This is a genomic window from Dapis purpurea BLCC-M126 (genome assembly GCF_050015975.1).
GTDB lineage: Bacteria > Cyanobacteriota > Cyanobacteriia > Cyanobacteriales > Microcoleaceae > Trichodesmium.
Genome location: NZ_JBNHER010000189.1, coordinates 130 through 24585, shown reverse-complemented (window position 1 = coordinate 24585; position 24456 = coordinate 130). Strand labels below are relative to the sequence as shown.

Genomic DNA, 24456 nt, shown 5'->3' with positions numbered 1-24456 from the left:
GCTTTAAACCTGAATTATTTAATTAATAATTAATAATTAATAATTATTCGGTAAGTCCTGAAGTTAATAACTCATAGCTGATAGCTGACGGCTGAATGCTTACCGAAAAATTAAGGTATAAAGGCTCTCTATTCAGGGATAAAAGACCAAAAAAATACTTTGAGTCAATCCTTTTCTTTATAAGAAGAGGTAATTAATAATTATTAATTATTAATTATTAATTGTTGAAGATTTTTTAGCTTATAAAGCGACGAGTCTTAATATTTAGTTTTAACTCAGGTACACCTAAGTAGGGACGTTCAATCGAACGTCCCTACAATAGTTTTTGTTCTTAGGTAAGGCATTTATTACTCTTGAATAAAGATTTTCCTAAATCTCCATTGACGTAGGTGTAATATTTTGATTATAATAATAATATTACAAGTCAAATGGCCATATAAAAAATAATTCAGCCCACAGAATCTCTTAAATTAACTAGAAATAGCAACTTCCTAGCTAGTCAGTAACTCATCTTAATTAGGAAAATCGACTAGCATTATGACTGATTCTCTTGTTAGTGAAAAAACGACCTGACTCGATTGTATTCTTCAAAATAAATAAGATTTAAGAGTAGCTCTCTTAGTCAATTAATTTAACAATAATGAATAATTCACTACAATTAGATATCCCTAAAAGAGGGATGCCTGTAACAATAGTAACTGGATTTCTAGGCAGTGGAAAAACAACTCTGATCAATCAGATTTTGTATAACAAGCAAAATTTAAAAGTTGCAATATTAGTTAATGAATTTGGGGATATTAATATAGATAGCCAGTTATTAATAGATATTAATGACAATATGCTAGAACTTAGCAATGGTTGTATTTGTTGTACTGTAAATGATGGATTAGTAGATGCAGTTTACCAAATTTTAGAAAGTGATAAAAAAATTGATTATTTAATTATAGAAACCACTGGTTTAGCAGAGCCTTTGCCAATTATGTTAACTTTTTTGAGTACAGATTTGAAAGATTTAACTTACTTAGATTCTGTACTAACTTTAGTGGATTCTGAAAATTTTACACCAGACCATTTTGATAGCGAAGCAGCTTTAAAACAGATTGCTTATGGAGATATTATTTTATTAAATAAAACAGATTTAGTTTCCCAAGATAGAGTAGATTATTTAGAGTCTTATATTAAAACTATCAATAATGGAGCTAGGGTTTTGAGAAGTGAGTATGGCAAGATACCATTATACTTAATTCTAGATGTAAATCTATCTAACCTTGAGCCTTATTTGATAGAAGACAAGAATCATCAGTATGAACTACAAAACAAACCTAAAAATCATCTCATAAATGATGGCTTTACATCTATTTCATTCCAAAGTAAAAGACCTTTTTCTGCAGTCAAATTTCAAGAGAATTTTTTAGAGGAATTACCAAAGAATATATTTAGAGCTAAAGGAATTCTTTGGTTCCAAGAAAGTGAATTAAAACATATATTTCAATTGAGTGGCAAACGCTATGATCTGCAAGTAGAGGAATGGTCAACTACTCCGACAAATCAGTTAGTATTGATTGGCCGAAATTTGAATCCATTAATGATTCAACAAGGCTTAACAAATTGTCTGACTATGTGATAAATTAAGAATAGCTATTCTCAGATAAATTGCAGACAATAATCCCCATAATTAATCTGAAATTTATGTGGGAAAATGTCTGCTAAACTGTTCAACAAAATATTAAGCTTAAAGCCTTTCAATTATGACTTTACCAACAGTTCCAGATTTTGTTTCTACCGATGACTTGAAAAGAAAATCTCAGCCTCCTGTTACAGAAGCTGAAATGATTCAAGCGGTTAGAACCTTATTAATAGGATTAGGAGAAAATCCAGATAGAGAAGGATTATTGGATACTCCTAAACGAGTGGTAAAAGCACTAAAATATCTCACTTCAGGTTATCATCAATCTCTAGATGAATTACTGAATGGAGCTGTTTTTAATGAAGATGCCTCTGAAATGGTTTTAGTTCGAGATATCGATCTTTTTAGCTCTTGTGAGCATCATATTTTGCCTATTATTGGCCGCGCTCATGTAGCATATATTCCTAATGGAAAAGTAATTGGACTATCAAAAATTGCTCGAATTTGTGAAATGTATGCCCGACGTTTACAGGTACAAGAACGTCTCACAGCACAAATAGCTGATGCACTTCAAGGATTACTTAAACCTTTAGGTGTTGCTGTAGTTGTTGAAGCAACTCATATGTGTATGGTTATGCGTGGAGTAGAAAAACCAGGTTCTTGGACAACTACTAGCGCTATGCGTGGTGTTTTTGCTGATGATGTGAAAACTCGTCAAGAGTTTATGAGTTTAATTATGCATCGTCCTACTTTTCATTAGATTTTTTTAGTTAAGCACCAATAACTAAAAGTCGATTGGTATTAAAATTCCTGATGATGATAAGACAAAAGAAACTAATACTGAAATCAAAAAGCAAGGGACTTTTTGTTTCATCTTTAAGAATTGCTCCTATCGACTTACTTAGTAGTTGAGCATAAATAAATGTAGCGATCGTAGGGCGAGTTTAATAGACTAGATTGCGCTTATCTCAAACCTTTCTTTAAACTCGCTCCTACAATTTTTTCAACAACATTTAAAACATTTAATTAGGGTTTGCTAAAACAGTATTATCAGCCAGGATAAATGAGAATCAAAGAGAATATCATTGGAAGAATTGTCCCTGAAAAAATTTCCCCTTTGCCTGGTCAAAATTATCACATTTTCAGCTTAAGGGAGAAAAAAACTTGTACTTTTTTTACACAAAAAAAGCGCTTACCTTTATCTGTCAATGGTTTTGGATTTAATTAGCAAGTCCTGATTAGACCTACCTAATTTACCACTACTCAAAAATTTCACTTTTGCTTGTCTACTTAATACTTTTATTTGTTGATCTTTAAAGAAAAATAGCATTATTACCCATCATTAAATTAGACTTTTCAATTTCAAATTTCTTTCTCGTAAAACCTCATCATAAAGCATTTCCAATTGAGTAATATTGCGACTCAGAGTATAACGTTCCAAAACCCTTTGCCGAGCTTTTTGCCCCAAAAGAATGCTTAACTCAGGATGATCTCTAAACACAGGTAATAAAGTTTGTAATTGGCTAGTAACATTATGAGTATTTAAAATTATACCTGCTCCTTTCTCCAAAACCTCACCATCAGCACCTGCGTCTGTAGCTACACAAGCTAAACCACAAGACATTGCTTCCAATAAAGCCAAAGACAAACCCTCCACTAAAGAAGGCAAAATAAATACATCAGCACCACGCAAAATTTCTATCCGTCGTTGCTCATCACTTACATACCCAAACCAACTAACTCCCTTAACATCCCCATAAAACATTTCCAGAGAAGCAGCTAATGGCCCATCTCCAACGATCGTTAAACAACTATCATTACCCATATCCGAATGTTTCCAGGCTTTGAGCAGAGATTCAACATTTTTCTCTGTGGAAATACGACCCAAATATAGAAACACACGGCGGGCATTTAACTCATTCTTCAAACCAGAGACACCAGGAGAATACTTATCTGCATCTACTCCATTAGGAATAACTGCCACTTTTTTTTCAGGAACCCCCAATTTAATAAATAAATCTTTTTGTATGTCAGAAAAAATAATTACTCGGTCATAATTTGCGAGAAAAGGAGCATAGAGTTGATAGGCTAAAAATTGGGTTCCAGATTTAATATTCCGTGGTTTACTATCAAACTGGGCATGAAAAGTTGCTACTAAAGGAATATTTAACTCCTCACAAATTTCAGGTAACAAAAAATCTAGAGGTGATAGGGTAAGAGATGCGTGGACAATATCAGGCTTAAGTTTCTGTAGAGCCTGACTCAAGACTTTGCTAGATTTAAGACTAGGTATGGTGTAAACCTGAGACTTATATATACAAGGTAGAGACACTTCCTGAAACTTTGGCCATTTATCAGGCTCAGTATCTTCAGTCGCAAAGTGAAGGAAGCTAACCTGATAACCTCTATCCAATAGAGCATTGGTTATTTCTCTGGAGTAGGTAACGTTGCCACAAAAAGGATATTTTTTTCCAAGCCAAGCAATATGCATTCAGATGAACGGGCAGATATTATTATTGAGCGATTTTATCGTGAACAGACAAAAAACGTCTCGATCTGTAAATAATACCATCTGCCACCCAAAAAGTTAGGCAATTCTAGCGACTAGTCAGGAGTCAGGAGTCAGGAGTCAGGAGTCAGCAGGAGTAAGTAGGTCTAAAATCCCATAATTTTTTTCCTATATTTAATTTAATCCTCATTAATTATTTCAGCGATCGCCATCTGAAAAGTTTTGATTATCAATCTGAACTTCTGATTTTAAAATTTTCAACTTTGTCATTAATCTCTGACAAAAAATAGCAAAAGTTTCCTGAAATAGCTAACAGAATTTCAATAGTTTCAGCTTTTAAATGATAAGATAAACGAAGAATAATCAAACGGAGTTTATTAACTAAAAAGATTTTAAAGCCTGAAATACTTATTATTTCGTTGTTTAGACAGGCGATTGCCTCATTTTGATTTATGGATGACGATCTAATTTTTCTAAGTTATCCATATACTGATTTGACGTATTTGCAACTATATGATAGGATTCAATTTTTTGTCATACGATTTGCAAACAAGCTCAGATGATTTGCTTGCCAGCTCGCAAATATAATTTTTCCTAGTGCAGAATGGCGGAAATAACTGACCAGTTACAAAATCCTAAAAGTCTTACTAATCAATACTTCTGACTTCTGACTTCCGTGTAGCGGCACTAGGTCATGCTGCACAAAAGGCTCACATTAACTGCAAATAGCCTATAACCTTGACAGAGAAAGTATTATAGTCTTTTAGCCCAATTATCGGCCAAATAATGTCTAATTAAGTGCCTTTTCGATAGTAATACTACCTTTTATCCCTAATTGAGGTGCTTTCTCTAGTCAATAATATATATGAAAGTATTTTTTTACTTCATTAATTAGTATATATATTGAATAAATATACTATCTATATATTAAGTATTAATTACTTTATTATCTACTTATATTATTAATTTTTAAAATCTGTATTGACTAGGTAATTTACATAACTATTTTTTCTGTAAAGTATATAGAAAACACCATCATAAATTTGCCAAAATTTTAGGCTCAAGGTTTTAAATCTAAATAATCACAACATTATCTAGCTATATAAAAAGTTAATCTAATAGAGATTACAGCAGATTTCATCTGAATCAGGTACAATTTTACAGTCAAGATGCCTGAATTGCAAAGGTTTTACCATTAATATTTGTACTTATTATGCTTGGTATTTGCTATATCGTAATTAGTATTTTAATTAATAATAATATTGATGCCCTTATAGCGTCGAAAAAAACTAGCAAAATATTTGATAAATCAGTTGTATAAAAAGCTCAAAATGTCTTGAGTCATTTCAGATAATCAATCCTCAAACTAATTGCTGTAATACTATACTCCTAAATATATTTTGGGATTGAAAAATTATGTTATGGGCAGAGTATTGGTACTACTCCTCTACTCTTGTAGACTTAGTATTGGCTGTAAATATTTGTCTATACATTTGAAACAAGATCTATTTAAAAGCTTGTAATCTAGACATCAAGAATCTTGCAGCTTATTTGTAGTGAATGTGTACCTGTTTGCGTAGTATGACCTAGGAATAATCTTGTTTGCGAGCCGTTACAGCTATATATATAATTAAAATAATAATGATTATCATTCTTATAATTATTGTTATTTAATTCCATGTCCTTACCAATACAAACCAACATTGCCATCGTAGGTGCAGGACCCCACGCCTTAACCTTGGTAACTCATCTACTGCAAAAACGAAAAAAGTATCGCCATAAAATCACAGTATTTGACCCCAGTGCCACTTGGATGAGTCAGTGGGGACAACAGTTTGCAGCCCAAGAAATACCCCACTTACGCTCGCCAGCCGTTCACCATCCAGATCCAGACCCCTATTCCCTGCGTCGGTTTGCGGAAAATCGCCCAAACGAACTATTCCCTCCCTACGACTTACCTGGAACAAAACTATTTCAAGAATTTTCCCAAGATGTAGTTAGTCGCTGGCAGTTAGAAGACAAAGTATACAAAGCATCAGTGACAAATATTGCTCCCATAACCTACCGAGGAAACCCTCACTTTCGAGTCGAACTAGATGATGGCAACTCAACCATAGCTCGTCAAGTAGTCATAGCCAATGGTGGGGGAAAACCTCAACTTCCAGAATGGGCGAAAAAAATTCCTACCCCCTATCCAAATCAAAGCCTTTGTCACTCCCACCAAGTAGACTTGCCAGGTTTGCGACTAAAAGGGGAAAAAGTTCTGATTATTGGTGGGGGCTTAACTAGCGGTCACTTAGCAGTGGGAGCCTTAAAACGAGGTGCAAACGTAACCTTGATGGTCAGACGTCAGCTCAAAGAGAAATTATTTGATGCGGAACCCGGTTGGTTAGGCCCAAAATATTTAAAAGGTTTTAGCGCCGAAACTGACTGGCAAAAACGATGGCAGTTAATTCAACAAGCACGAGATGGTGGTTCCATGACACCAGCAGTTATGACTCAGTTGCGCCGTTACCAACACCAAGACGAGTTATCTATTTTTGAGGAATGTCAGGTAGTGGGTGCTGAGTTTGTTGGCGATCGCTGGCAACTAAAATGTGATGATGGAATGATGTGGGAGGGCGATCGTATCTGGTTAGCAACAGGCACAAAGCTTGATGTCACACAACAACCTATACTACAAGAAGTCTTGAATACCCACCCACTGGAAATAGTTAATGGGTTGCCAGTATTAGATGAAGATTTGCGCTGGTATGGTTGCGAACTATTTATTATGGGTGGGTTAGCGGCTTTGCAAGTAGGACCTGTCGCCAGAAACCTTTCGGGGGCAAGGATGGCAAGTTCCCGTATTGTATCAGCATTGAAAAATTGAGTTATGGAATAAAAATGTCAAAACCTATAATTACTGTAGTAGCGGGTCCACCGGGAGTCGGCAAAACAAATTTTATTCGGGAACAAATCCCCAAAGATAGTCCTGCTGTCTATTTTAGCCCCGGTACTGGCAATGTTCCCATTGACCACACTTGCCTTGCTACGGACTTTCCCAATCTAAAAATTATTACTGATGCTCAAGAGTCACAACTCATAGAATATCTTGCTAATGGTACAGTTGCTTTCATCGAATTAGGATTTTATTTAGAACTAGATGCAATGTCATCACTGCTCGATACCATTCCTAGCAGTCGTATTGCTATTATCCCACCAGGAACAGAAAATAGTGAATGGCATCAATGGGCAGACCAAACTGTAGAAGGATTTGCTATTGATAGCAATATTAATAACTGTCAAATCTGGCGATCGCCCACCCAAGGCCAAGTCATCGATCCGGCAAGTTTAGATGTTTTTTGGTATGAAGAATTAACCGCTGGAGCTTATGGTCAAATTATTCGTGCTAAAGCAATTTTTGATATTGCTGACGGACGTGCTTTGTACTTTGATTTTGTACTAGGAAAAGAGACTGAATACCAAGAATTAAATTTACCAATATGGTTAAAAGGTAGACCGGAACGCTTTAGTGGAATTGAAGTTTTTGGTCATAACTTAAATCAAAAAGCTTTAGCAGAAAGTTTACAAGATTGTTGTTTGCCCGATGCAGCAATTTTAGCTTATCAACAACAAGTAAAAGAAACAGAATAATTAATAATTAATAATTAATAATTAATAATTATTAGTTAAATAATTCTGGTTAAAAGCCTCCCCCTTTCAAGGGAAAAAAAGCGGTCGTTAGCGGAGGAGTCCGTTAGGATGGGATGGCGAGGTCTCCTCGCTGGCCTCCAATCGACCAAGAGAAGAAATAATATTTCCTTATATTCAATCAATATAGCAGTCTTCAGTAAGCGTGAGATACATCGAATGATCCCCCTCAATCCCCCTTATCAACGGGGACTTCCAGTTCCTCCCTTCTCAAGGGGGGCTAGGGGGGATCTCCAGAACTGTACCTCACTAGATTGGGAAATGCTATAACGGTTAAAATCCGAGGTAATTATCAATTAATGAAAGAGGAAAAATTAGTATGAAAATCGCAGTTATGTCTTGCATTCATGGCAATTACGAAGCTTTAAATTCTGTATTAATAGATATAGAAAAACAGAAAGCAGAGAAAATTTTCTGTGTGGGAGATTTGGTTGGTTATGGTCCTCATCCTAACGCGGTTGTCGAGCAAATTCGCAGTTTGGATATTCCCACAGTTTTAGGTTGTTGGGATGAAGATATTGTCGAGGGATTAAATTCTTGTGAATGTAGTTATCCTTCTTTATTAGCAGAGAAACGTGGTCAATTAGCCCACGAATGGACAGATCGAGAAATTAATCCAGAAACGCGAGAATATTTAGGATCTTTACCTCATACTTTGAAAGAGGAAAATATGTGTTTTGTTCATGGTAGTCCTCATAGTAATCATGAATATTTATTGCCAGATTTAGATGGATTTTTAGCAGTTGAAAGAGTGTTAAGTAGTGGTGCTGATGTATTGTTTTGCGGTCATACTCATGTGCCTTATGTTCGGACTCTCGATGCTGGTCAATTATTAGTAAAAGTTAATAGTTTGGGGAGGGAAAATTTAGAGTCAAATAGTTGTATTGCTCCTCTGAAAAAAATTGTTAATGTTGGTTCTGTAGGAGAACCTCGTCATGGCAGACCGAATGCTACCTATGTTATTTATGATAATGAAACAGGAGAAGTAAATATTCGAGAGATTCCATACAATTATCAACTTACTTGTGAAGCTATAATTAATAAGGGGTTGCCAGAAATTTTTGCTTGGCGTTTGGCTAGGGGTTTAGAGTTTGCTGAAAAAGCTGATGACCCTACTCATATTTGTGAGAGATAATTAATAATTGATAATGGATAATTGATAATGGATAATTAATAATTCAATAAGCTATTGGTAGGGTGTGTTTCCGCTAAGAGCGGACATGAAAAGCGTTAGCGTAACGCACCAACACCAAATATACAGTCCCTTTGCGTAAGTCCTGTAATTAATAATTGATAATTGAATAAGTCTTTTCGTAAGGAGGAAGAGTCAGGTAGGGGAGTATCGGATTGGGGAAGAAGAGGAGTCAACCCATCCCTAACTCCTCCCAGGAGGGGAATGGGAAATTTAGAGGAGGCAGGAGGAAGAATTATCCCTTGACTTTTCTGCCATAGTCAACCTATAATATTAAATTTTTGCAGCTCTATAGAATGAAACCCTTGTACTTTTTAAACACCATTAAAGGCTAAAGCCTTTATTTGTAAAGACTTTTAAATTTAATCCGCAAACCCTAATTATCAATTATTAATTATTCGTTATTCATTATCAATTTAATCTCACTTTATAGAACCTAAAAAAATCAAAAAATCATATGAATTATTGGGCAATTTTAACTGGAATCCAAGGAAATATCACAGCTTATGAAGCGGTACTTGCTGACATCAAACAGCAGAAATATTCTGTGGAAGCTTTATATATTTTAGGAGATTTAGTCGGGCTAAATATAGATTGCAAAAAATTAGTAGAGCGAGTACGTTATCCTAAAAAAAACGAACTTATACCCCAAGTTTGCACGGGATGGTGGGAAGAACAATCTTTGATTTTACATGGATTAACTTCGATAAATGAACCGACAGAATTAATAGCAGAATATGGTATGAATAGTGTAAAAATATTATGGGATAATGTGGATAGAGAAACAGTAGAATGGTTAATAAATTTACCTTTTGGTTTTTCTGAACTTGACTGTTTATTAATTCACGGCAGCACTATGGGGGTAAGCGATAAATTGACTCCCGAGACTCCACCGATACAAATGTTAGATAGATTAATGCGTTTTGGCGTTAATAATTTATTTTGTGGTCGCTCTGGTTTAGCTTTTAAATATCAGTTGGAAAATGGTTCGGTAAGTAGTGGAGTGACGAAGTTGGGAGCTGAAGTGGGTGCTATTGAGACAACATCATCTACTCAAACTTTGACAACGCTCCGTCAGGTTATAGGGGTAGGTAATGTTGGAAGTTCGCCGGGAAATGCTACCTATACTCTTTATAATCCTGGTACTAATGAAGTTTCTTTTAGAACTTTGACGTACTCCCCGCGCTGAAGCGATGGGAATTCTAAATATTGCTATTTAGACTTCCTGCTCTAAGTTTCAATTAATCTCGCCATCAGAAGTTTTTATGGCAGCGATAACTTTTGTGTTTATCAATTCTGATAGTAAAAAAATAATCATTTTGGTTCATTTTTGTTATTTTTTAATTAAGCTTTAACGGAAATAATTTTCTACTTCTAAAACACTTTTACCAAAACAACTATTAACAATTGTTGTCACGCGATCGCTCTTTAAGTTAGGCAGAGAATTGCTTATTGTTAATTCTAAATATCCTGAATCACCATAAACAAAGAATCTAACTTTATTGTTTTCCCATAGCCAAACTTCAGGAATTTTTAAGTATTGATATTTAGTTAAATCGTCGATACTTCCTGATGTTAGATTTATTTCTACTGCCAAATCTGGCTTGTCTTTGTCTCTTTCAAAACAGTAAGCTACATCAGGTTCTTTCCCTTCTTTTCCTTCTTCTTTAAGAGTGGTTTGATTGTAAGGAAACAGTGCAAGGTTGTTTTGACGGCAGTAAGCCCAAATAATTGCTCTGATATAATCACCAATCAATTCATGGTTACGTCCTGGGGACACGATAGTAATAACTCCATTGCGAAATGAGACTCGTTTACTGGGCAAGTCTAAACTAATATATTCAGCCCAAGTTGTATTAGTAATTGTGCTAATTCGATCGCTTTTTTGTGTTCCAATAGTTAACATTTTTTCTCTGGGATATAATTATTCCGTTACTAATCTAGAATATCAGACTAAAAAATCTAAATATTAGCCTTATTAACTATCTTATCAGATAAGCGATCGCTCTCCCCTTCCCCAAACACTTTATTTATCAAATCTAGGTTAAAGTAACTAATGACTCTTTGATCAATCGAGCTAAAAATGAATCGACGATTATTACTACATGGAGTTACAAGTAGCTTACTTTTAAGTTTCTTGCCCTGGCATGGTTTTCAGGCAAAAAAACAAAAGCTTCTAGGCTACATCCGAACTAATTGGAGTCGCGATCGCTACACATACGGCTCATATTCATACATCCCAAAGGGAGCTTCGCGGAGTGACATTGGTGCCCTGGAGCAGCCCATTGACAAGAAGATATTTTTTGCTGGTGAAGCTACCTTTCCAAACTACAACAGTACAGTTCATGCTGCCTACGAATCTGGGCTTCGGGCAGCTAACTCAATCTTGCAAAGTAGTGCTGATAGGATTGCAATTATTGGTGCGGGAATGAGCGGCCTTGCCTCAGCACATAAACTTTCTACAAATGGTAGAGAAGTTACTGTGTTTGAAGCACGCGATCGCATTGGGGGACGGATATGGACAGATGATCGACTGGGAGTACCATTGGAACTGGGAGCGAGTTGGATTCATGGGATAAATGGAAACCCCCTTGTGAATTTGGCTGAGGGGCTAAGTCAGCGACTTATCCAAACGGAAAAAGAGGATTATATTATTCGAGGACGTGGTGGGCGTAAAATTAGGGACAGTGATGCCCCAGGATGGTTGGAAAATGTCGTTAGTATCCAGCACACGGCTGGAACAAATGAAGATCAAATCAATCAGTTGGCTTATCTCTTCGTGAACGACTACAATGGTCCCGATGTCATATTCCCAGATGGATACACAGGTATTTTGGCAGCCTTCAAGAGAGACTACAAAATTAAATTGAATACACTGGTTAAGGAAATTTCGAGAACTCAAAAAGGGGTAACACTGGGTTTTGAGAAAATTAATAATCAATCTTTTGATGCGGTTTTGGTAACAGTTCCCCTTGGTGTACTCAAAAGAGGAGATATCAAGTTCGATCCTGTATTGCCCAAAAATAAGCAGCGAGCTATCGAGCGGCTAGGTATGGGGACTTTAGACAAAGTTTATTTGTTATTCGATCAGCCATTCTGGGATCTATCAACTACCTGGATATTAACTCCAGAAAATGCTCTTCCTCCGGGGCAGTTTAACCAATGGTTTAATCTTTATCCATACATCAAAGAACCTATCATTATGGTTTTAAATGGCGGCCCACCAGCTTTAGCCTTATCGGCACTTTCAGATGAAGATGTTGTGCAAAGAGCCTTACAAACTATTTACACTGCCTATTCAGTTTAGAACAGTTTTAATATTGACTAGATGTAAATTTCTGATTATGATTAAAGATTATCAAAATTATTAGGTTAAGTAATCTACCCATGACAGAAACAAACTTGTCCACAGAATTTCCCGGCATACAACGTCCCCGTCGTCTCCGTCGCACTCCTGCTTTGCGACGTATGGTTGAGGAAACCCAGTTGACAGTCAACGATCTAATTTATCCATTGTTTGTGATGGAAGGAGAAGGGCAAAAAGTCGAAGTTGTTTCGATGCCAGGAAGTTATCGCTATACTCTAGATTTATTGCTCAAAGAAATAGAGGATGCTTATAATTTAGGAATTAATGCGATCGCTTTATTCCCCCTAGTTGCGGAAGATAAAAAAGACAACGCTGGCACCGAAAGCTACAACCCAGATGGGTTAATACAAAGAACTGTAAAGGCGATTAAACAAACAATACCAGATATTGTCGTCATTACTGATGTAGCTCTCGATCCCTATTCCAGCGAAGGTCACGATGGTATTGTAGCGGAAAATGGAGTCATTCTCAACGACGCCACCGTAGAAGCTTTGGTCAAACAAGCACTATCCCAGGCTGAAGCAGGTGCCGATATTGTCGCTCCCTCAGATATGATGGATGGGCGTATTGGAGCGATTCGCAAAGCTCTGGATGCTGCTGAATATTTCGATGTAGGAATACTTGCCTACTCTGCTAAATATGCCTCAGCTTATTATGGCCCGTTTCGCGATGCTTTGGATTCTGCACCAAAATTTGGGGACAAAAAGACTTATCAAATGAATCCTGCTAATGCTAGGGAAGCCATCAAAGAAGTAGCTTTGGATATTGCCGAAGGTGCAGATATGGTGATGGTTAAGCCGGCGCTCGCTTATTTAGATATTATTTGTGAGGTGAAAAAGACAACAAATCTACCTGTAGCTGCTTATAACGTGAGTGGAGAATATGCCATGATTAAGGCTGCTGGTGAGAAGGGTTGGATAGATGAAAAAAAGGTGATGTTGGAAACTTTAACCAGTATGAAACGGGCTGGTGCAGATTTAATTTTGACTTATTTTGCTAAGGAAGTTGCGTTAATTTTGAAGTAAGCAAAACTTTAAATGAAAAAACAAGAAATAACTGACTTACCTCAACAAATACCTGTTAGTTTTATTACCAAAAAATAAAGATAAAGCCTCTCCTTTTAAGGAGAAAAAAAGTGCTAGGATATTTCCTTAGATTTAATCCTCTGGGTTTTAACCAGAGGTAATTATCTATTTACATAGTGAATTATCATTACTAACAACTATTCAAAAGTCGGTGTAGAAAAGAAACTGAAGAAAATACCTGCTATTATTGCTGCTCCAGCTAACCCAAGCAAAACCGTCGATAAACCAAGAAAAGTTTCTGCAACGCCTACTAAAGCTAAAGGTAAACTCAAGGCAATATTAACCGCATTATTCTGGAGACCAAATACTTTTCCCCGCATTTCTTCAGGAGTTTCTGCTTGAACAGTAGTTTGCATTGGCACTCCAACTACTGCACCAAACATTCCTAAAATACCAATCAAAACCATAGCTACCCAAAACTCTTGGTTAAATATAGATAAACCTACTAAAGAAACTGCCATTCCAGTAGATCCAATCATACTGAGTTGGAAATGAGAAAACCAATGTCCAAGTTGACCTACCATTCCAGCACCAATACCCATACCTACTCCAGCAGCAGCTAATAATAATCCAAACTCTTCAGCTTCCATCCCAGGAATAATTTCTGCCAAACGTACTGCCAAGACTGCTAAAGCTGCAAAAATAGAAAATAAAACGATTTGCTGAATAATGGCATTACGAACTCGATGATGATTTTTCAGGTAACGCAAGCCATCTCGCAAGTCTTCGAGAATATGGGGTTGTTCCTTTTCTGTAAGGTCTTTCTGTTCCCCAGTTTTGAGTAATATTAAAAGTAAACCAGCGATCGCGTAACTTCCACCTACAACTAATTCTTTACCTAAAGCTTCCCCAAAACCAATTTTTGCTACTAAATTATCGGCAAATTCTAATAATGGGTCTCCTACTGCAAAGCCAATAATGACAGAAGCCATCATAGTTGTAGTGTATAGAGAATTGGCAGAAAGTAGGTGTCGCTTTTCTACAATTAAAGGAATAACCGCTTGTTCCGCAGGGGCAAAAAATTGAGTCAGAGTAGAAACCAAAAAAGTCAACAATAACATTAGGCAAAATCCTAAAGGTAAGTTGCCTAGATGAAAATCATTAGATAGCCACAATACTATTGGCAAAATCAGAACCAAACCACCTCTAATAATATTTGTCACAACTAAAACTGCTTTTTTTGGCCACCTATCCACATAGACACCAGCTCCAGCTCCAAATAATACTGCGGGAATAGTAAAAGCAATCATAATTGCCGATACCCATCCACTAATAGTCTGATCTGCTGCTTGGAATTGATTAGCAATAATAGCAATCATTAACACTAGGTAAACTTTGTCTGCCAATTGGGAAAATACTTGACCACTCCAGAGGGTTAAGAATTTACCATTTTTTAGCACTGGCAAAAGTCCACGTTCTGGTTCCTTTTCTGCTAATGATGCAGCCGAAATAGGTTTGGTTTTCGGTTGTTTTTCTTCTCTTGTTGTTTTTTGTAAATTTGAATCAGATAGTTGCATTTTAATTGATAATTGATAATGAATATTCGTAAATTATTTATGAAAAAAATTTGGTTTGGATACTAAATTTCTACAGTAGTTTGTAGAACCGCCTATCCCGAATTTTTCGGTGCGTTAAGCATTCCTAACGGAATACTTTGCGCCAGTAAAAACGCATCCTACTGGACTGAATCTTAACTACTCCCTACTCCCTACTACCTATTTGAGATTCTAAATAAGTATCAATCAATTCGGCAGAGCGGATAGAGTAGCCCAAATGATACTGAGCATATTTTCTTAAAAGTTTTTCTAGTACGATCCAATCTTGATGAAAAGTTAGTTTAACTAGGGCTTTGAGTTGAGGTTCAGCTAACTGCTGAAGTAGTGAAAGTTGATTAGCATTGAGTAAAGTATTGATTTTAGTAGTAGTCTTTTGTTCTAATAAGTTTGGATAAGAAGATTGTACAACAGAAGTATCATCAAGTTTAATAATTCCTCCTGCGTCGATACTGAACCCTACTTGCCAGTCGGAATAATTGAAGTTTGGTTGTAATTCATTTCCTGTAGCACAACACATTTGGACTTGAGGTGCTATTCCTTCTATAGCGAGTAGATGATAAATTCCATGAGCGAGGTATGCTATGAGTTGGGTATGCCAAAGTCGGTCAGTTTTATGTTGTAGTTGTTCTATACGACCTAAATGTTCGCTGAGTAGATAGAAAAGTTCTGTTTGAGGATGTTCATTCAGAGCTTGATGAAGGACTAATTCTGCTAAATATTGACCTGCTGCTAATTTTCCGAGGTTTTGACTAAGGCCCGCGTAGGATAGTATAGTTTCTGCTTGATTGATTCTATCGAGCGATCGCCCTTTGGATATTAATAATTGATTTACTACAAATAGTTCACTTCTACCCCCCAGTTTGGATTTTTGCTTTCTGACTCCGGGAGCTACTACACGAATCAAACCATATTCTGGAGTTAAGATAGTTAATAAACGGTCTGATTCTCCTAAAGGTATGGCTTTGAGATTTATTCCTGTTGCTTTGTAGGTTATGGCCATAGACTTAGTACGGGAGTGAAGGAGCGCGGGAGTGGGGGAGATGACAATAATAGTTAGAAGAAACGGGAAATTATAGAAGAGGTGGCAAGAATTCTCAATTCTCAATTCGATAAATTAGGCAGAAACCGGGTTGATTTTGCTGATTATTGTTTTTAAGTTTCCTCGATAAACCCGGTTTCTTGTTTGGGTATGTAGTCATAGCAATTTAAAATTCTGAATTCTCAATTCGATAACTTAGGCAGAAACCGGGTTGATTTTGCTGATTATTGTTTTTTCAGAAAATTTCCTCGATAAACCCGGTTTCTTGTTTGGGTGTGTAGTCATAGCAATCTAAATTCTGAATTCTAAATTCTAAATTCTGACTGACTATTTTGCTGATTGAGCAATTCTAGACCACGAGATGTACCTAACCTAGTCGCACCAGCCAAAATTAGATTTGCTGCTTGCTCATAAGTTTTAATTCCTCCAGCAGCTTTAATCCCAACATTAGCCTTAGTTATTTCTTTGAGCAGTTTGACATCTGCTACTGTTGCTCCACCATACCATCCAGTATTTGTGACAATAAAAGCCACACCTGCATCCATCAAAACTTCTGTAACTAAATACTTTTCCTGTTGGGTTAGTAAGGCCATTTCTAGAATAGCTTTAACTGGTTTACCAGTTTCTTCACATATTTCAGCTATTTCCCGATGTAGTTGGTTAGTTTGGCCTGTTTTAATATGAGTCAAATTAACCATCACATCTAATTCTGAAACTCCATTTTCTACTGCTTCTAAAGCTTCATATAATTTTGTTTTACTCGTGGTTGTACCAGTAGGAAAACTAATTACCGTACAAATTTTCGGTTGTTTGTTATGGAGTAAGTCTACTACTTGTTTAACGTAACAAGGGTATAGACAAATTGACGGAAACCGAAATTTGTCAGCTTCAGTACAAAATTTTGACACTTCCTCTGGAGTAGCAGTTATGGTTAATAAGGAGTGGTCAATAAAAGGGGCAATATCAATTTCCGGCTGCTCTACAGCCATGATTTTTTCTCTCTAAAAATATAGGGTTAGATTTGGTAATTAAATTAATATTAAATTTAACAGAAAATTAGTTAGATATAAATATGGTTTTAAATTTTTTTTGATACTCGGTGAAACGGAGACGCGCCCCGGCGTCTCTACATAAGTTTTAGTAATAGTTAAAAGCGTCACTCATTGACCTACAAGGTCACTAATTTAAGATTGGGATCGCTGAAAATAAACTTCAAATTAAAAGCGAGAACGTCTTTTTCTTTGCTTCTGTAATGCCATTGCTTTACGCTTCTTTTTTTCAATGGGCGTTTCAAAGTGACGATGTTTTTTCATATCTGGGAATATTCCTGCCTGAGAAACCTGTCGTTTAAATCGACGTAATGCAGATTCAATTCCCTCATTTTCTCCTAGTATCACTTGAGTCATGTATGTATCATCCTCCAATTATTTAGATTTTTTCTGTTTTTTCTGAAGTAAAACTAATTAGTCTTTAGCCATTTCTATAAACCAAGACTAGCCTTTTTTGGCTACTACTTCAAAAGTTCTTAGACATTTAATTTTGTTTGCTTTTGTATGTTAGCACAAACTACTGAATATTTATCATAACTCCTAGAATTACTTAACCTGTTGTGACTGTGAAGTGCTGAGGTAAGTATCTATAATTTCGATAAATAAATTTCAAATTGTAATCTAGTTTTTCTTCGTTATTATCATAACATAGATTTGACAAATTTGCCAAATCAAAGCAAATATAGCCGGAAACAGGTAATTTCCAGTTATCAGTTAACAGTAGCTTCTACTAAGATAGGAGGTTTGAAAGCTAATTTTATGATAAAAGCGAACAACTAACAGTATAAAAAATATTTCTTAGTCTAAGATTTATCATCAGTCTATATTCTCAACAATTATTTTTGCTATAAAAAATTACTGGCAAAAATTGTGTTTTTATTAACTTGCTTAATAAAAGAAATTTAATTTTATTTCTCTACTAATGTAGTTTAAGATTTTTCCATCCAAACAATACACTTTTGTAACTCTTTTTGCATAGTTTTTTTGTCAGTATTATAACGGTGTCCGTGACCAGGTAATACCCATTCAAAATTATAATTAATAAGTTCTTTCATAGATTTAATTTGTTCTGACCAAGAATACCAACAATAACGACGAAAAGCATAAAGTTGATTTAAGTGGCTAGACCATGCTAAATGATCTCCTGTAAATAAAAATTTTTGGTAAAGTAAAACTGTATGACCTTTAGTGTGACCAGTTACAGGAATAATTAATAAATCTGGAGTTAGAGAAATTTCATCTGTACCAGTTAATTTTATTTCTATATCCTTAGTATCTGGAGAAATATCATCAATATGGAGGATGCGATCGCAATTAAAATATTCTCGGAATTTTTGATGATCTGCTACATCATCTTGATGAGTTAAATACATATATTTAATTCCTCCCATTGCTTCTAAACGCTTCACTAATGGAGTTAAAAATTGAGGCGAATCTACTAAAATATTTCCCTCTGGCCTGACAATAAAATAACTAGCAGCACCGAAAGATTTTTCTGAATGATAACCGCAATGATAAACATTCTCTGCTACTAAAATTGGCAAAGTTTTTTGAACATTTTTAATGTCTTTTGGAGTTTCAATAGTACCGATAGAATTTGTTGGACAAGATAATAAAGCTTGCATTGCTGCTAGTCTTTCTTTTTCATTTATAGGTTGATGATAAACTGCTGATTTTTCTCCATTTCGATGAAAAATTTCTGGTGACATCCAGCGACAAGTATCACAATCTATACAAGTATTATCAACGTATATATCGCCACTAATATTTTCAGAGCGTCGTAGTTTTAGATTAGCCATTTTTACCTCATTAATAAGCATTCAGCGGTCAGCTATTAGCTATCAGCTTGAGAAAACAATTTTATCAAACTGTAGTTTTTAGCAATATAAAAATAAGAATTTGTAGTAATATTTTACCAAATTACTATAAAATAATCAAAATTTAATAAGCATTCAGCCGTCAGCTATTAGCTATGAGCTTGAGAAAACAATTTTATCAAACTGTAGTTTTTAGTAATATAAAAATAAGAATTTGTAGTAATATTTTACCAAATTGCTATAAAATAATCAAAATATCTTAGTTGTGCAACTCCGCCATGATTGGCGAACTGTTTTTGGAGAGTTATTAAAAATCTCCATAACAAAAACAACTTCTGACTTCTGACTTCTAACTTCTGACTTCATTTTATGTTGGATCTAAATAAAACCCTAGCTCAAGAATTAAATATAAATCGTAAAAATATTCAAAATGCTCTGGAACTTTTAAGCGGAGGAGCAACTATTCCTTTTGTCGCTCGTTATCGAAAAGAATATACAGGTTCCCTGGATGAAACTCAATTACGGAATATTTGGGATAGATTTACTTATCTTCAAGAACTTGAAGAAAGAAAAAAAGTAATATTAAAAGCAATTTCTGAAGCTGGTAAACTTACGGACGAATTACAGGAAAAAATAGAGTCTTGTTTCCAAAAAACAGAATTAGAAGACCTTTATCTTCCCTATAAACCAAAGCGCCGAACTAGGGCAACTATTGCTAGGGAAAAAGGTTTAGAACCTTTCGCCGAATTTATCAAATCTCTGAATCATCCTCAAGCAAAAATTATATCTATTGAACAAGAAGCAGTTAAATATATTGCTGAGGAAAAAGGTGTCAAAAATGTAGAAGATGCTTTGCAAGGAGCGTCTGATATTTTGGCAGAAGCAGTGGCAGAAAAAGCAGAGTTACGAACTTATGTTAGAGAATATTTTCTTAATTCTGGTGATTTTAGTTCCAAGATAAAAGATGACTACCCAGAAGGTACGACTAAATTTGAAATGTATCGAAATTTTCGGGTAAATGTTCAAGATATTGCTCCTCATAATATGTTAGCTTTGTTACGAGCAGAAACGGAAGGGATATTAAATCTAGAGCTGGATTTTGACCGGGAATTTGTACTATCTTATTTGGCAGATTCAGAAATTCGTACCAGAGTTAAAGAAATCAGAAATTTTCATCAGGAAATGCTCAAAGATGCTTTTAATCGTTTGATGAAAAATTCCTTGATAAATGAAGTGAGAACTCAAAAGAAAGCTGAGGCAGATATTGAGTCAATTAAAACTTTTGAAACTAATCTCAGAGAATTATTATTATCTCCTCCTGCGGGAATGAAACCAACTTTAGGAATTGACCCAGGATTTAGAACCGGTTGTAAAGTTGCCGTGTTAGGTGAAACGGGTAAATTTTTAGAATATCAAGCTATATTTCCCCATCAATCTTCTGCTCAAAAACAACAAGCTACTACAACAATTAAACAGTTTATTCAAAAGTACAAAATTGAACTAATTGCTATTGGTAATGGTACGGCAGGAAGAGAAACAGATGAATTTATTACAGAAGTAATTTCGACTTTAGATAAAAAGCCAATAAAAGTCATGGTTAATGAATCTGGAGCCTCAATTTATTCTGCTTCTAAAGTAGCAATAGAAGAATTTCCAGATTTAGATATTACGGTGCGGGGAGCTATTAGTATTGGTAGACGTTTACAAGACCCTTTAGCAGAACTTGTAAAAATCGAACCGAAGTCTATTGGAGTCGGTCAATATCAACATGATGTAGACCAAAAATTGTTGAAAAAAAAGTTAGATGAGACAGTAGAAAGTTGTGTGAATTATGTAGGAGTAGATTTGAATACTGCCTCCAAAGAACTGTTAATTTTTGTCTCAGGTATGAGTTCCACAGTGGCAAAAAATTTAGTTAAATATCGTAATGAAAATGGAGCTTTTAACAGTCGTCAGGAAATTTTAAAAGTGTCAAAATTGGGTGGAAAAACTTTTGAACTTTGTGCTGGATTTTTGCGGATTCGTAGCGGTAAAAATCCTTTAGATAATACGGCAGTACATCCAGAAAGTTATTCAGTAGTTGAGACTATTGCTCAAGATTTAGGTGTCTCGATAAATCAAATTAATCAGATATCAAAAAAAGTCAAATCTCTGGATTTAAAAAAGTATGTAACTGATAAAATTGGAGAACCAACTCTGAAAGATATTATTGGTGAATTAGAAAAACCAGGGCGAGATCCCAGAGCAGAATTTAAGTATGCAACTTTTCGAGAGGGGATTAAAGAAATTAGGGATTTAGAAGTAGGAATGGAGTTAGAAGGAATAGTAACTAATGTGGCAAATTTTGGTGCATTTGTCGATGTGGGAGTTCATCAAGATGGGTTAGTACATATTTCTCAATTAGCAGATTATTTTGTTAAAGATCCGAAGCAAGTTGTGAAAGTTGGGCAAGTAGTAAAAGTGCGAGTTTTAGAAGTAAATGAAAAGTTGAAGCGGATAGGTTTATCTATGAGAAATAGGGAATAATATCATGTCCGGTTGAATAGTTATAAATAAATGGGGGAGGAGTCAGGAGTCAGGAGACAGGAGTCAGGAGGGAAGAGAGGAGAAAGAAAGTATAAAAAGAAGAAAGTTTTTTTATCACTAATTATCCGGACATGATATAAGGGTAAGCATTCAGCTATTAGCAGTCAGCTTGCCTCCTGCGGAGGAACTGCGTTAACAGCAATAATACCCTGTATTTAAGGACAGGGTTTAAATGAATATAGACTTTGGAGCTGACTTTTGTAGTAAGATTTTTCGTTTCTTAATTAGATATTGCTTTTATCACTCACTAAAACCAATAGCTAATAGCTGACTGCTGAATGCTTACTTTAAAATACATTTAGCATCCAATAAAACTAAGTCCTCAATATCTAGAACTTGACAACTTTCCGGAACATTTAACAAACTGGGAAGTATGCCATTTTCCATCTGCGCTCTAACTACAGCAGCAGCAGTATTATTTAATTGTTGAAGGCGATGATTTTTTCTGACATACTCTAAAGTTAATGCCTGAGAATCTAACAACCAAAAATCAATGTCATATTTTTGGATGAACTTTTTCACTTCTTCTAAATTCGGACTATATTGTGCTTCGATTAAATCATTAGCTCGTTGTTTTATCTCAACATAATATCCTTGATGATAAGGTAAAGCATATTCCGAACCTACTAATATTGAACGTTTGGCAAAAGTAGGAATATTATTAGCTTCTAATGCTAAAGAAGCAACGCGAATATCTGAGGGTTGTTGGGCTAAAAATTCATAAATTTCGGGTGCTTTTCCCACTACATAATTAGTGACTGGAAAGTTGTTGGTTAAAGCTGGATATAAAAATAGGAGAGTTAATACTATATATATAGATATGGTTTTGATTTTTCCGACTGGTTTGGTTTGGGAGGAATGGTTGAGTAGATGGAATTTTTGCCTGAGAAAATCAATTATTAAAGTAAAGGCTATTCCACCAGCTAATGCCATGATAATTCTGAGACTATGCTGACTGTAACGACTCGGATGATGTAATCGAAATAATAATAAGTGGGCGGTTAAGAATATTCCGGTTGATGCTAGGGCTAATTCTGGTAAAAGGATTATTTTGTTAGTTATTTTTGTGGCTAGGGGAAAGTATTTATAGCAGTTTTTTAAGATAAGAAGTAGGGTTTTAGATCCCCCCCCTGCCCCTCTTTCTAAGGGGAGAGTTTTCAAAGTCCACCTTTCTAAGAGGGATTTAGGGGGATCGTAATCTAATTTAGATCCTCCCCTCGCCCCTCTTAAAAAGAGGGGAACCTTCAAAGTCCCCCTTACAAAGGGGGATTTAGGGGGATCGTAAATGTTTCTCATAACTATGGGAATTCCTCTGAAGCTTAAGAAAATGAATAATAATAATCCTGCCCAAACTTGGGGAGGCAGGAAAGATTGAGATAACCATTCTGGAGGAATAATGCCGGAGCGATCGCCTGTTAACCAAAAGTCAAAACTATTATCTGAAAAGAAGGATGCTCTACCTCCAGGAAAAAATTCTGGTAATTTTTTGGCTTGGGTTAATGTAATAATCGGACTATATTTGGAGGTATTTAAGGCGTAGGGTAGAAGTACAAAAAATGCTGTGGTTAAGCCAATAGTTAAAATGGTAAATTTTTGCTGGTTTCGGAAGTAGAGAAAGTTTAAGACTAAGAGGGCGGAACAGAGCAAAACTCCTTGGGGATAAAATAATCCGAGAAGAGAGATTGTTATTGCTATTCCTAACCAAGAATATCTGAGGAAGTAATAGAGAAATGCTAAGAATAAAGGATAGAAAAATGCTCTGGGGGTGGCAGAGATTAAGTCATCTTTGAGCCAGAGATTTTGATTCAAAAATAATGTGCTGAGAAATCCTGCTAGTGGCACAGGTAATATTTCTATTGCGACTCCAAAACAGTAGGCAGTTGTAATTAATCCTAATATTATTGGCAGGAATTTATTTAGTAATAAAGGAGGGATGCCGATGAGGGAAAATAGTTGATAAAAGTAGGTATATCCTTTCGGGGCGACTGATTGAAAATAGTCGGCAATAATATCGTTGGGAAAAAGTTCTGGATTGAGAAATCTTGCCATCCAAAAAACATGAGAGCGAGCGTCATCTTGGACGACATATTGATGGCTGAAGGCGGGAATTATTCCTAAAATTCCACAAATTATGGCTAGGGTTAGGCTGAGGTAAAACCAGAATTTGATTGGAGTTAATGTGGTTAGATATTTAGGTAAATTCATTTTCTATTTATTAAATACTGTTTCAAAAGTAATTGCGAGCGTAACGGAGTGGGGAGAAGCAATCTCAATGGTATCACAGTAGATTCTAGAGATTGCCAGGTTACGCTACGCTTCACTCGCAATGACAACTTTAGTCTGGTTCCTCTGTCAAGTCATTGGGAAGGTAACAGAGTAGAAAGAAGAAATATCATTTTAGGGGCTAGAGCAAAACTACAAACAAACTTACTTCCCAACACCGTCACATAAATGTCTATCACTTTCACTAACATTGGGGTTATTTTCTAAGTAGTCGCGCATCCAGTTGCAACCCCATTCGTGGAGGCGATCAAACTTCCAAACGTTCCACAGTTTTACAGTTTTGTCACGACTTGCAGTGGCAATAGTCTCTCCATCTGGACTAAATGCTACATCCTTAACAAAATCCTTATGGCCTTTGAGAGTCCCCAACAAGTGCCCCTGAAGGTTACACAACTTTACTGTATTGTCAGCACTTGTAGTAGCAATAGTCTCTCCATCTGGACTAAATGCTACATTCTCATACCCGTTGAGAGTCTGCAACAGATGCCCCTCTTGGTTCCACAATTTCACTGTATTGTCAGCACTTGCAGTGGCAATAGTCTCTCCATCAAGACTAAATGATACACCATAGACCGAATTCTTATGGCCGCTTAAAGTTTGCAACAGATGCCCCTCTTGGTTCCACAATTTCACTGTATTGTCAGCACTTGCAG

General features: G+C 35.8%; 18 protein-coding genes. 9 read left to right on the top strand and 9 right to left on the bottom strand.

Annotated features, from left to right (window positions below; translation table 11 throughout):
- Nucleotides 1-640 precede the first annotated feature (640 nt).
- Nucleotides 641-1624: a CobW family GTP-binding protein gene (locus ACP6PL_RS16650; RefSeq protein ID WP_426546382.1), complete on the top strand. Its 984-nt coding sequence runs from the start codon at nucleotides 641-643 to the stop codon at nucleotides 1622-1624.
- 124 nt (nucleotides 1625-1748) lie between these two features.
- Nucleotides 1749-2387: a GTP cyclohydrolase I FolE gene (folE, locus tag ACP6PL_RS16645; protein WP_426546381.1), complete on the top strand. Its 639-nt coding sequence runs from the start codon at nucleotides 1749-1751 to the stop codon at nucleotides 2385-2387.
- A gap of 582 nt (nucleotides 2388-2969) precedes the next feature.
- Here the strand turns inward: folE and ACP6PL_RS16640 are convergent.
- Nucleotides 2970-4118, bottom strand: a complete 1149-nt coding sequence (locus tag ACP6PL_RS16640; RefSeq protein ID WP_426546380.1) for a glycosyltransferase family 4 protein — start codon at nucleotides 4116-4118, stop codon at nucleotides 2970-2972.
- A gap of 1696 nt (nucleotides 4119-5814) precedes the next feature.
- On the opposite strand from ACP6PL_RS16640, the gene ACP6PL_RS16635 reads away from it, so the two are divergent.
- From ACP6PL_RS16635 to ACP6PL_RS16620, 4 genes are all read left to right on the top strand, one after another.
- Nucleotides 5815-7008: an FAD/NAD(P)-binding protein gene (locus ACP6PL_RS16635; protein WP_426546379.1), complete on the top strand. Its 1194-nt coding sequence runs from the start codon at nucleotides 5815-5817 to the stop codon at nucleotides 7006-7008.
- Nucleotides 7009-7022: 14 nt separating this feature from the next.
- On the top strand, nucleotides 7023-7772 hold the full coding sequence (locus tag ACP6PL_RS16630; protein ID WP_426546378.1) for a GTP-binding protein: 750 nt from the start codon (nucleotides 7023-7025) through the stop codon (nucleotides 7770-7772).
- Nucleotides 7773-8148: 376 nt separating this feature from the next.
- Nucleotides 8149-8964, top strand: coding sequence for a metallophosphoesterase family protein (locus ACP6PL_RS16625; RefSeq protein ID WP_426546377.1), 816 nt, complete (start codon nucleotides 8149-8151; stop codon nucleotides 8962-8964).
- Between the two features lie 514 nt (nucleotides 8965-9478).
- Entirely contained in the window at nucleotides 9479-10210 is a 732-nt protein-coding gene (locus ACP6PL_RS16620; RefSeq protein WP_426546376.1) for a metallophosphoesterase family protein, read from the top strand.
- A gap of 162 nt (nucleotides 10211-10372) precedes the next feature.
- Here the strand turns inward: ACP6PL_RS16620 and ACP6PL_RS16615 are convergent, their stop codons facing one another.
- Nucleotides 10373-10927: a Uma2 family endonuclease gene (locus ACP6PL_RS16615; protein ID WP_426546375.1), complete on the bottom strand. Its 555-nt coding sequence runs from the start codon at nucleotides 10925-10927 to the stop codon at nucleotides 10373-10375.
- A gap of 177 nt (nucleotides 10928-11104) precedes the next feature.
- On the opposite strand from ACP6PL_RS16615, the gene ACP6PL_RS16610 reads away from it, so the two are divergent.
- Both ACP6PL_RS16610 and hemB read left to right on the top strand, forming a co-directional pair.
- Nucleotides 11105-12328, top strand: a complete 1224-nt coding sequence (locus tag ACP6PL_RS16610) for a flavin monoamine oxidase family protein (RefSeq protein WP_426546374.1) — start codon at nucleotides 11105-11107, stop codon at nucleotides 12326-12328.
- Nucleotides 12329-12408: 80 nt separating this feature from the next.
- Nucleotides 12409-13413 carry a porphobilinogen synthase gene (hemB, locus tag ACP6PL_RS16605; protein WP_426546373.1) on the top strand — a complete coding sequence of 335 codons (1005 nt, stop codon included), beginning with the start codon at nucleotides 12409-12411 and terminating at the stop codon, nucleotides 13411-13413.
- Between the two features lie 197 nt (nucleotides 13414-13610).
- On the opposite strand, the gene ACP6PL_RS16600 is transcribed toward hemB, so the two are convergent.
- From ACP6PL_RS16600 to ACP6PL_RS16580, 5 genes are all read right to left on the bottom strand, one after another.
- Complete coding sequence (locus ACP6PL_RS16600) at nucleotides 13611-14990, bottom strand: MFS transporter (RefSeq protein ID WP_426546372.1); 1380 nt, start codon at nucleotides 14988-14990, stop codon at nucleotides 13611-13613.
- A gap of 184 nt (nucleotides 14991-15174) precedes the next feature.
- The gene (gene recO, locus ACP6PL_RS16595; RefSeq protein ID WP_426546371.1) at nucleotides 15175-16029 is read right to left on the bottom strand and encodes a DNA repair protein RecO; all 855 of its coding nucleotides are present in this window, start codon (nucleotides 16027-16029) and stop codon (nucleotides 15175-15177) included.
- Nucleotides 16030-16373: 344 nt separating this feature from the next.
- The gene (gene deoC / locus ACP6PL_RS16590; protein ID WP_426546370.1) at nucleotides 16374-17057 is read right to left on the bottom strand and encodes a deoxyribose-phosphate aldolase; all 684 of its coding nucleotides are present in this window, start codon (nucleotides 17055-17057) and stop codon (nucleotides 16374-16376) included.
- 228 nt (nucleotides 17058-17285) lie between these two features.
- Nucleotides 17286-17474 carry a 30S ribosomal protein S21 gene (gene rpsU, locus ACP6PL_RS16585; protein ID WP_094675126.1) on the bottom strand — a complete coding sequence of 63 codons (189 nt, stop codon included), beginning with the start codon at nucleotides 17472-17474 and terminating at the stop codon, nucleotides 17286-17288.
- A 572-nt stretch (nucleotides 17475-18046) separates the two neighbouring features.
- Nucleotides 18047-18916: an MBL fold metallo-hydrolase gene (locus ACP6PL_RS16580; RefSeq protein ID WP_426546369.1), complete on the bottom strand. Its 870-nt coding sequence runs from the start codon at nucleotides 18914-18916 to the stop codon at nucleotides 18047-18049.
- 387 nt (nucleotides 18917-19303) lie between these two features.
- On the opposite strand from ACP6PL_RS16580, the gene ACP6PL_RS16575 reads away from it, so the two are divergent.
- Nucleotides 19304-21460 (top strand): Tex family protein, encoded by a 2157-nt coding sequence (locus ACP6PL_RS16575; protein WP_426546368.1) that lies wholly within the window; start codon nucleotides 19304-19306, stop codon nucleotides 21458-21460.
- Between the two features lie 342 nt (nucleotides 21461-21802).
- Here the strand turns inward: ACP6PL_RS16575 and ACP6PL_RS16570 are convergent, their stop codons facing one another.
- Nucleotides 21803-23725, bottom strand: coding sequence for a hypothetical protein (locus ACP6PL_RS16570; RefSeq protein ID WP_426546367.1), 1923 nt, complete (start codon nucleotides 23723-23725; stop codon nucleotides 21803-21805).
- A 222-nt stretch (nucleotides 23726-23947) separates the two neighbouring features.
- Nucleotides 23948-24456, bottom strand: a 509-nt coding sequence (locus ACP6PL_RS16565; protein WP_426546366.1) for a WD40 repeat domain-containing protein, incomplete at its 5' end; no start/stop codon positions are given.